At 70.1% G+C, this 6,725-nt stretch carries 7 protein-coding genes and 1 pseudogene; 2 read left to right on the top strand and 6 right to left on the bottom strand.

What is annotated here, in order from left to right; translation table 11 throughout:
* Positions 1 to 557: 557 nt before the first annotated feature.
* Positions 558 to 1,268: pseudogene (locus tag ACRYR8_RS15045) on the bottom strand (IS5 family transposase).
* A 111-nt stretch (positions 1,269 to 1,379) separates the two neighbouring features.
* Here ACRYR8_RS15045 and ACRYR8_RS15040 point away from each other — a divergent pair.
* Positions 1,380 to 1,523 carry a hypothetical protein gene (locus ACRYR8_RS15040; RefSeq protein ID WP_432485239.1) on the top strand — a complete coding sequence of 48 codons (144 nt, stop codon included), beginning with the start codon at positions 1,380 to 1,382 and terminating at the stop codon, positions 1,521 to 1,523.
* 50 nt (positions 1,524 to 1,573) lie between these two features.
* Here the strand turns inward: ACRYR8_RS15040 and ACRYR8_RS15035 are convergent, their stop codons facing one another.
* From ACRYR8_RS15035 to ACRYR8_RS15025, 3 genes are all read right to left on the bottom strand, one after another.
* Positions 1,574 to 2,203, bottom strand: coding sequence for a response regulator (locus ACRYR8_RS15035; RefSeq protein ID WP_432485240.1), 630 nt, complete (start codon positions 2,201 to 2,203; stop codon positions 1,574 to 1,576).
* Positions 2,200 to 3,462, bottom strand: a complete 1,263-nt coding sequence (locus ACRYR8_RS15030) for a sensor histidine kinase (protein WP_432485241.1) — start codon at positions 3,460 to 3,462, stop codon at positions 2,200 to 2,202. Before ACRYR8_RS15030 ends, ACRYR8_RS15035 begins: the two co-directional genes overlap by 4 nt.
* Before the next feature lie 170 nt (positions 3,463 to 3,632).
* Positions 3,633 to 4,043, bottom strand: coding sequence for a RidA family protein (locus ACRYR8_RS15025; RefSeq protein WP_432485242.1), 411 nt, complete (start codon positions 4,041 to 4,043; stop codon positions 3,633 to 3,635).
* Between the two features lie 127 nt (positions 4,044 to 4,170).
* Between ACRYR8_RS15025 and ACRYR8_RS15020 the strand changes: the two genes are divergently transcribed.
* Positions 4,171 to 4,596 carry a winged helix-turn-helix transcriptional regulator gene (locus ACRYR8_RS15020; RefSeq protein WP_432485244.1) on the top strand — a complete coding sequence of 142 codons (426 nt, stop codon included), beginning with the start codon at positions 4,171 to 4,173 and terminating at the stop codon, positions 4,594 to 4,596.
* 65 nt (positions 4,597 to 4,661) lie between these two features.
* On the opposite strand, the gene ACRYR8_RS15015 is transcribed toward ACRYR8_RS15020, so the two are convergent.
* Positions 4,662 to 5,399, bottom strand: coding sequence for an ABC transporter permease (locus tag ACRYR8_RS15015; protein ID WP_432485246.1), 738 nt, complete (start codon positions 5,397 to 5,399; stop codon positions 4,662 to 4,664).
* On the bottom strand, positions 5,396 to 6,316 hold the full coding sequence (locus tag ACRYR8_RS15010; protein ID WP_432485248.1) for an ABC transporter ATP-binding protein: 921 nt from the start codon (positions 6,314 to 6,316) through the stop codon (positions 5,396 to 5,398). The genes ACRYR8_RS15015 and ACRYR8_RS15010 overlap by 4 nt, the downstream gene beginning before the upstream one ends.
* Positions 6,317 to 6,725: the final 409 nt, after the last annotated feature.

Genomic DNA, 6,725 nt, shown 5'->3' with positions numbered 1-6,725 from the left:
GGGCGCGCTGGCGCGCGCAAACAGGTGGGTTTCTCACCAGGCCGCTGGCGCGGCCTGAGTTTGACAAGCTTTGTGCTGCAACAGCTTGCGCCCGCTGACGCGGTCGACTGCGCCGTCGCACGATTTCCCGCCCACCTGTCGGCGACCAGAAACCCACCCAAGGTTTCCGGAGTTTCGATGGAAACTCACCCGGCCCGCTGGCGCGGCCCTGGAGAATTCCGCGGAAGGATCAGAGGGAGGGCCTGACACCCCACCATCAGAGCAACTGAAACCTGAAAACCCTACTCCTACCGCAGAAACTGCCCGGCCACACCCGGCCACGCTCGGGCTTCACTCCGCGGAAAGGGAGTTACACCACTCCCCTGCCCGGCACCCACCAGGCACCCCACACCAGCCGCCCGCGAGTACCGCCCTCCTTGCCCAGCACCAGGCAACGCTCGCTGGCACCACGCACGACGGCGCAGACACCCCCTCGCGCCCGTACGCCCCAACGCCCGAGCCACCCCACTACGCCGGCCACCACAAGCTGCCACGGCAGGCACTACCAACTCGTTTCACTATGACGCTGGGAGCTTGCGGTAGCAGATCAGCGCGCAGGCCAGCTGCAGCAGGCCCAGGTGCAGGTCAGCGCGGCACAATGCCGCGATCTCGCAGTGCTCGGCGATAGACGTCGTAGTCGTAGCCGCGGTCGGCGAACAGGTAGCGCGGACGCAAGCAAGGACGACCACGAACACCGCGCACGATGGGGAAGGCATCGACCAGCGGCAGCAACTGGGTCACGTCATGGCGGTTGCCGCCGGTGAGGGTCACGACCAGCGGAACACCACCGGCATCGGTCAGGAGGTGGTGCATGGAGCCGTTGCGGGCCCGGTCTACCGGCGAAGGGCCGGTGTGAGCCCCCCTTTGAGGGCCCGCACGTGCGAGCCGTCCACCACCGCCGTCTCCAGGTCCAGCTTCCCCGCCGCGCGCAGCTCCTCCAGCAGCACCTGGTGCAGGTGCGGCCACACCCCCGCTTCGGTCCAGTCCCGCAGTCGCCGCCAGCAGGTGATGCCCGAGCAGCCGAACTGCTCGGTAGGAACCTGATTCCAAGTGCAGCCGGTGATCAACACGTGCACGATCCCGGCCAGCGCAGCCCGGTCATCACGCGGCAGCCGGCCGGGGTAACGGTGCCGGCGCGGCGGGCGCTTCGGCAGCAGCGGCTGCACCCGCTCCCACAGCCCGTCGGACACCAGCTCCTCGACCCGCTCAGACACCGCCGCCTCGATCATGTCTCCAAGCTGTGACGGCCTGACCGAGTCCGCAACTCATAGTGAAATGAACTGCGGAAGTCAAGCTCAGTTCCATCATCGGCGCGGGCTGGTGCGACGACACTGGTGACGATGACGGTCACGCTCATCGCGCACCCCCGTCACCGTGTCGCGAAGGGACAGGCGTCCGCCCGCGCGGTCGAGCACGTCGTCGAGGACAGGGTGTTCGCCCCTTTGATGGTCGTCGGCACGACCACACCCATGGCAGCGCTGTGATCACCAAGGGTCCGCACCCTGTCAGGGCGTCGTGGTGCTCGTTCGCCGCGTCAGGGCCCGAGCAGGCCGCGTTCGTAGCCGGTGGCGACGGCGGCAGCGCGGTCGCTGACGCCGAACTTTTCGTAGATGTGTTGCAGGTGCGTCTTCACGGTTGCTTCGCTGAGGAACATTCGCCGGGCGCAGTCCCGGTTGCTGGTCCCCCGGGCGATCAGCTGGAGCACCTGCAGCTCACGCGGGGACAGCAGGCGATCGGGCGCCGCAGGTGCACGCACCCTGGTGAGCAGGCGTGAGGCCACGGCAGGGGCGAGGACGGACTCGCCACGAGCTGCCGCCCTGATGCCGCGCAGGAGATCGTCGGCGGTGCAGTCCTTGAGGAGATAGCCGGTGGCGCCGGCCTCCACGGCACGCAGGATGTCGTCGTCGCTGTCGTAGGTCGTGAGCACCAGGACCCGAGACGCGCTGGCACTGCAGGTCAGCGCCTCGATGGCCGCGACCCCGTCCCCACCGGGCATGCGCAGGTCCATCAAGACGACGTCCGGGGCCAGCGCCAGGCTCCGCGTCACGGCGGAGGGGCCATCGGCCGCCTCACCGACCACCTCCAGGTCGCTGGAGGCGCTGATCACACCGCGTAGCCCGTCCCGGACAATGGGGTGGTCATCGACGATGAGGACCCGGATCACGCCGACACCTCCTCCGGGCAGAAGGGGCCGGGCTGCTGCAGGGCGCGGGGAGGCGTCAGCGGTATCCGCACCGACAGCGCCGTTCCCCGCCCGGGGGCGGACTCGATGTCGACGACCCCGCCGAGTGCACCGACGCGCTCGCACATGCCGATCAACCCGAAGCTGCCCGGTGGTGACGAGGACACCTCGAAGCCGCGACCGTCGTCACGGACGTCCAGCACCGCCATGTCGTCCATGGGCGCCAGGGTCATCACCACCCGCCGGGCGTGAGCATGTCTGGCGACGTTGGCCAGCGCCTCCTGAGCCGCGCGCAGCAGCGCTACCTCCACGGCCGTGGGCAGGCCGCTCGGCGCCTCGTCCACGACCAGCTCGATGCAGGTGCCGGTGTCCTCGGACCACCGGTCCGCGATGCCCTGGAGGGCGGAGACCAAACCGTGCTGTTCCAGGGGCTCCGGGCGCAGCTCGTGCAGGGAGCGGCGGGCTTCGATGACCGTGGAACGGGCGAGCGTGGCGGCTCTATCCAGGTGGGCGCTCGCGCCTGCGGGGACGCCGGCACAGCGCTGCGCGGCCTGGACCTGCGTCAGGACCCCCACCAGGCCCTGGGCCAGGGTGTCGTGGATCTCCCGCGCCAGCCGAGTCCTCTCCTCCGCAGCGCCGGCGTCGCGGGCGTGGCGGATGAGCTGCTCGTGCAGCGCCGCGTTCTCGGCGGCCGCCGCCTGCAGAGCGAGCACCGCCTGGCGACGTCGCTCGCTCTGCTCCAGCGCCCACCGGCTCATGCTGCCGGCGTTGCCGATCACCACGGTCTCCACCACGATCACGACCGACACGAGGGCCCACCCGGCGCCGTCCTCCGGCGGGGCGCCGGGCAGAAGGTTGACCAGCACAGAGAAGGCCAGGGCGCCTGGCATCCCGCGCCAGTCCAGGATGAGCACGGGTGCGGCGATGAGACCGACGATCGCGGCGAGCACGAACATCGGGTCCAGGGCGATCAGCGCGGCATCCAGCACCCACAAGACCGCCAGGTAGCCGGCCACCGGCCACCCGCGCTCTGCGCGCCGGGTCAGCCGGCGCCACCCGAGGTGGCTCCAGGCGCCGGTAGCAGCGGCCAGCGGCAGCAGGACGGCCCAGCGGACGCCGCCGGGGTCCAAGGCGATGTGCAGCAGGACCGAGGTGCCGAGCAGCGTCAGCGGTAGCGCGGCGAGGGCACGCTGGGCGCGACCGTCGTGGAAGCCGATCTCCTCGCCTGCAGGTTCTGCCACGTCGACCTCCTGGGGCGCGTCCTGTGGATCGTGGGAGGACTGCGAGCCGACCATAACCGCGCCCGCAACGGCATGGGCATGAGTTCAAGCCCATGTCGACGGCTCCCCGGTGAACAGTCCCGAGGTGTGGCTGGTGCCGATCGACGACGGCGAAGGCCCTCCCGAGGTCGTTACTCCAGGACGGCAGTGGCCTCGACCTCCACGAGCACATCGGGTTCGAACAGGTGGCTGACACCGATCAAGGAGGCCGGGGGCAGCGGCTGAGGTAGGCGCAGCTCCTCACTGACCTGGGCGATGCCGGCCATGAAGGGCTCGATCTTGTCTGGGGTCCAATCGGTGACGTAGAAGGTGAGCCGGACCACGTCGCCGAAGCTGGCGCCCGCGGCTCGCAGGCCGGCGCCGGTGTTGCGCAGGGCGTGGGCGACCTGGCCGGCGAGGTCGCCTGGAGCCAGCGCCTGCCCTCGGCCGTCGCGAGCGACCTGGCCGGCGATGTGGACCTGGCGGGTGCCCGTGGCGATCGCGACGTGGTGGTAGGGCACGGGCTGCATGAGGCTGTCGGGGCTGGCCAAGTGCACGGTCATGGACTGCTCCCTGAGTCGGGGCGGATCAGCGTGGATCGAGGTGGATGGGCAGCCGGGCGACCTGCCCGCCTGCTGGTATCCCATTGATATCTGGTGCCCGCAGGGAACTTCAACGAGACTAGGTGTCGTGCCAGAAACCACCCACCTCCGCCACGACCCGGGCTCCGAGGTCTTGAGGGTCACCGCGCCGCACCGGGAGCTGCTCGATCAGGTGTTGGACAAGTGGTCGCTGCAGGTGCTCGAGGAGCTGTGCGAGCGCCCTTCGCGCTTCAGCGAGCTGCGTCGTGCGATCCCGGCGGTGACGGGCAAGTCGCTGACGGCCACTTTGCGTCGCCTGGAGCGCAACGGGATCGTGCAACGCGAGATCGTGAGCTCGCGGCCGGTGGCGGTGGAGTACCGCATCACCGCTCTGGGCAAGACGCTGCGGGAGCCGGTGGAGGCGCTGCTGCGCTGGAGCGCCGCGCACATGTCTGCGATCGAGGCAGCCCGCGCCCGCTTCGAGGAGGGGGAAACACCAGCGGCAGCCGTCGATGACCTCGGCGATGCTGGATGAACCAGGGGAAGTCGACAGCAGCGGCGGATCGTCCAGGTCCGTGCACGATCCGCCATGCCCGCCTCCTACTCCCAGGTGAACGTCCGCACGGCCACCACGCCCGCGATCAGCGCCGTGCCGGCCAGCGCGAGCAGCTGGGAGGTGGGCACGGGCGCTCCCGCCCACGCGTGCAGCAGCCCGTTGACGAGCGCGCCCAGCGGCGAGTGCAATCCCACCACCTCCAGCCAACCAGGGAGGGCCTCCAATGGCACCCAGATGCCGGCGAGGAAGAGGACCGGCATCAGCAGCGCAGGACCCAGGACGGAGTTGGCTCTGACCGAGGGGGAAATCGCTGCGATGAGCAGGCCCACGGCGAGCAGTGCCAGCACCCCCAGGGCGGTCACCAGCAGCGCCGTGCCGGGGGACGTCGGCGCGGGCAGTCCGACCACGGTCAGCGCCGCGACGGCCAGCACGGTGGTGGCGATGAGCACCGCCACTAGGTGCACCACCAGCTGGGCGAGCAGCAGGGCGCTGGGTGAGGTGGGGGTGGTGGACAACCGCCGCAGCACACCCGTCTCGCGGTACAGCACCAAGGTGCTGGGCAGGCTGAAGAAGCCGACCACGCCTAGCAGCAGCGCCATCGCCAGGGCGGGAGCGAAGGCCGCGGAGTCCCTGCCGGTGGTCAACGCCGGATCCGCCAGGTCGAGCAGCAACCCCAGCGCCAGCAGCAACCCGAGGGGTAGCGCGATCACAAAGGTAGGCACGGCGGGCTCGCGCAGCATCAGCACCGCCTCGGTGCGGGTCATGGCGAACACCCTGCTCATCGGGCCCCCTCGTCCTGGTTGGTCAGGCGCAGGTAAGCGTCCTCGAAGCTGACCTGGCCGACCTCCAACTCGGCGGCGGTGCTGCCGTGGGCGGCTAGGGCCGCCAGCACCACCTGCGCCACGGTAGCCGTCCCGTGCACGACCCAGCGGCCGCCCTCACGGCGCACCGAGCGGACCGCGGGTAGCGCCTGTAGGACGCCGTCATCCACGGGGGGTAGGGGGCGGAAGGTGAGGCTGTGCCCAGCGACGTCGTCGGCACCGACAGCGGCGAGCTCGGCTGGGGTACCCGTGGCGAGCACTCGTCCCCGGGTGAAGACGGCGACGCGATCGCACAAACTCGCCACCTCGTCCATCTGGTGGCTGACCAGCACCACGGTGCTCCCCCGCCGGTTGACCTCACGCACCAGCTGCCACATCTCGCGCCTGGCTGCAGGGTCCAGTCCGGTGGTCAGCTCGTCGAAGACCACCACCTCAGGCTTGCCCAGCAGGGCGAGCGCGACGGAGACGCGCTGCTGCTGTCCGCCGGAGAGCTTGCCGAACGCGGTGCGCTCCGCACCCGCCAAGCCCACCCGCTCCAGCACCTCGCGCCAGTCAGCCGGACGAGCGTAGAAGGAGGCGTACAGCGCCAGCACCTCAGCGACCCGCAGCCGCGGTTGCACCCGACACGCCTGCAACTGGGCGCCGACCCGCTGCACCAGCGCGCCGCGATCACGCACCGGGTCCAACCCGAGGACGCGCACGCTACCGCCGTCGGGCCTGCGCATGCCCAGTAGGCACTCCACCGCCGTGCTCTTGCCCGCCCCGTTGGGCCCGAGGACCCCGAAGACCTCTCCCGCCTCCACGGACAGGTCGACTTCATCGACCGCCACCGTCGACCCGTACTTCTTGTGCAGACTTCGTACCTGGATCACCGACACCGTCCCCGCCCCTCATCGCCGTCGCACACTTGCTGACACTCCAGCGTCGGCCTCGGCAACGGCGTGAGGAATCCCCCGACGAGCGTGGGGGACACCCATTCGGGATGAGCCAGGGCATCAACCATCTGGCGGACCCCACCAGCACGAGCACCAGCACAGACGCCCTGGCGAGCGAGCCGCCACCAGCGACGTCGATCACCGTGGGGTTCAAGGAGCGGCGACGATCCACGACCTGGGACGAACTGACCACCGACACCGGGCGAGATGGAATGCCCACGGTCACCCACCCAAGACGGTGCGGTGACAACGGGGGTAACTCCCGCCTGCAGGAAATGGTTGTGCAGGTGCAGTGCAGCCAGCCGTCTGTAGGCGGGCGGTGCTGAGCGTTGGCCGGTCGGCGGCACAGGTC

It is taken from the genome of Kineococcus esterisolvens (genome assembly GCF_050871405.1).
In the GTDB taxonomy this organism is placed as follows: domain Bacteria; phylum Actinomycetota; class Actinomycetes; order Actinomycetales; family Kineococcaceae; genus Kineococcus.
This window is presented reverse-complemented; position numbering and strand designations above follow the sequence as displayed.

Excerpts from the sequence above, each read along its gene's own strand:
- ACRYR8_RS15040 (WP_432485239.1), top strand. The coding sequence starts at position 1,380 with ATGACGGTCACGCTCATCGCGCACCCCCGTCACCGTGTCGCGAAGGGA.
- ACRYR8_RS15015 (WP_432485246.1), bottom strand. The coding sequence starts at position 5,399 with ATGAGCAGGGTGTTCGCCATGACCCGCACCGAGGCGGTGCTGATGCTG.
- ACRYR8_RS15025 (WP_432485242.1), bottom strand. The coding sequence starts at position 4,043 with ATGACCGTGCACTTGGCCAGCCCCGACAGCCTCATGCAGCCCGTGCCC.